Origin of the sequence: Vibrio sp. V19_P1S1T109, from assembly GCF_002241375.1 — a bacterium.
Lineage (GTDB): Bacteria > Pseudomonadota > Gammaproteobacteria > Enterobacterales > Vibrionaceae > Vibrio > Vibrio anguillarum.
Window position 1 is genome coordinate 1 of sequence record NZ_NDIM01000310.1, and the last position, 2678, is coordinate 2678.

Below are 2678 nucleotides of genomic sequence, written 5' to 3' on the forward strand. Positions count from 1 at the left end.
TGGATTACCGTTTGGATCCTTCACCGTGGCCGTAACACTGTTCTGATCACTGCCGTTCGCAGGTTGACCATTGGTACCGACTGTAAACGCGGTTAATACTGCCTTGGCACTGTCAGCAACAAAAATTACCTCTACCTCCTTCGACTCACCATCGTAAGTCGCCCTAATCGTCGCTTTACCCGCTTTTTTACTAGTAACTTTCGCTGTCGCCTTACCGTCTGTATCTGTCGTTACCTTTGTCTCAATCAAGGTTACATCACCGCTGATAACATCAAAAGTAATCGCTTCGCCTGCCACAAGGTTATCATTCGCATCTTTCAAGGTCACTCGAAGCTCGTTCGTTGCCTTACCATCGGCCTTCTCGCCATCCTTGACAACAACAAAGCTTGAGTTCACTCCATTAATGTTAGCGGTGGTTGGGTCTGCCAAAAACGTTACATACGCATCACGGCTGCCACTGCTATGCATAGCGGTAACGGTAACTGTTTCTGCAACTTTGTTGCTCAATCTAAAGATGGCCCGACCACTAGAATCAGTTGTTGCTGTGAGTGGTGACGCCGCTTGTCCTGAGCCGTTTAGTGTAAAGCTAATTGTCTCTCCTGCCACAGCGTTATCGTTAGCATCTTTCAAGGTCACTCGAAGCTCGTTCGTTGCCTTACCATCGGCAATCGCATCATTTACTGTTACTTCATATTTAGAATAAGTATTTTGTTGATCAAAGCTACCGCCCCTCGGAGGCTCAAACCTAATTCGCAGTGGGCGAGTTTGATACGAGCTTCCATCTTTTAGTGTTGCAACGTAGGTCAACTCATAAAAATTGTCAGTCGCGCTACTCGCATACTTAATATCATGATTAAATTCTTTGACAAACTGAGTAGGTACGGAGCTATTAGCTCTTAGAGCACCCGACGATGCCAATACACCAGTACCAGTAAGAAATGGTACGGCACTACCAGTATAAGAAAGCTGCTTAATATCTGATGAATTAGATAACTGAACGAATTCTGCAGTATTACGAGTCACCCCCGAAGAAATCGTTACCTCACCTTCACCAACCAACTCGATAGAGAAAGGCGTTTTACGGTACTCAAGTACAATATCGTGATTTCTCTGGACAAAAGATGTTTTCTGCTGGTAGTCATGGCCCCTTGTCCCTTTTATGTAAGCAGGGTCAAGTTGCTTAGATAAACTCTCACCGAATATGTACTGAAAGCCGAGATTGGCTGAATAGTCCGAACCGGTAGCACTATCATATTTATGAGATATACCAAAACTTATCATCGGAATTGGGCTGTAATCTAACGATACTCCAATTTGATAAGGGCTCGAGGTAGGATTCTCACCTCTTTCATTTTCAACATGATTGCCAAATTGTTGCTCATAACTCAAGTTAGCACTAAGCCAGGGATAAGAAGGTAAATAACCTGATACTCCAACATCCAGTCCATAGGCAGGGCGCTCCTGAAGACTCATATCGTCAAGTGTTGAAAATGTATCCGGCGAGGCTACCCATGCAGAAAGAGGGAAATAATAGTTAGTGTAGAAGCTATATGCCTCATGCCACAACTCACCACCAATACTTGCTCGTTTATGACCTCGTTCCAAATCATAGTCATAAAACGTATTTACGCCGTACATAAAATCGTCTACTTTAGTACGATACCCAATACCAGCGTGGACAAAATCTCTACCGTTGTAACGGCCCTTATCGTTCAAAACAAAACCAGGTTGAACAAACACAAAATCTTTGTCATTACTGTATAGCGGTACCAAAGCTTCAAGCTCACCTTTAATGCCAGACGTACTCACACTTAATGAACTACGAACAACACCGTTAATGCTTTCCAAAGAAGACTCGAGCGACTCGTTTAAATACTGATTAGCATATTGTTCGAAGCTGCCCTGAACTTGGCGTTTCAAATACCCTTCAACTTCTTCTCCGAAATCGGAGTCATCTTTGCCATCCAAAGCCATAAGCAAGCCTAAAGCCTGCTGTCCAACCGTATCACTAAGCGATGATGCTTGATTATTAGTAGGAGTAACCCCTTTTAAATCAGACAAAGGGAGTGAATTGAGAACGGCTACCGGTTGAAAATCACTCTTGATGGTTGAAGCAACTTGCCCATCCGTCTGTCCCACCCAAGACCAAATGAAAGCCTCACTTACATACGTCCTAGCTTCATCTAGGTACTGTACCTTATCGACGTCATTTGGGACCCGCAGCATAAGCCGATAGCGATTAACTTTCTCATCTTGCCACACAAAAAGATTTGAAGTACCGAAGTGCTTTGTAATTATATTGACTAAAGAAGTGTCTGGTGGCTCAACGCCATCAAATAAATGGATAAAGTCAATACCAATTGAATTAATACTATCAATAAATTCAATTGGCACTGAACTAACGGAACGTGTGTCTTTTTGAATGTACAAGCCATCATTAACCTCATGCTCAAAGTAAGAATTAGAAAAGGCTTGAATAGGAATAATAAATGACAAAAAAATTGACAAATACCGATATAACATTTTATCTACCGTTATGTTGCTGCATTTGAAAGTGATCAAGATGGACTAAGAATTTTCACCTGTCACCTTGGCGTTTTTATATCCTTATTAACTAATACAAACACTAACCTGATTTGGATAGGAATGTAATCCCTGAATTTCACACAATGTATGAA

The 2678-nt window shown here is 42.1% G+C and carries 1 protein-coding gene; it reads right to left on the minus strand.

Annotated elements, in window-relative coordinates; translation table 11 throughout:
* Nucleotides 1-2523: inverse autotransporter beta domain-containing protein (locus tag B9J87_RS15050; protein ID WP_141201582.1), on the minus strand; the 2523-nt coding region annotated here is incomplete at its 3' end.
* Nucleotides 2524-2678: the final 155 nt, after the last annotated feature.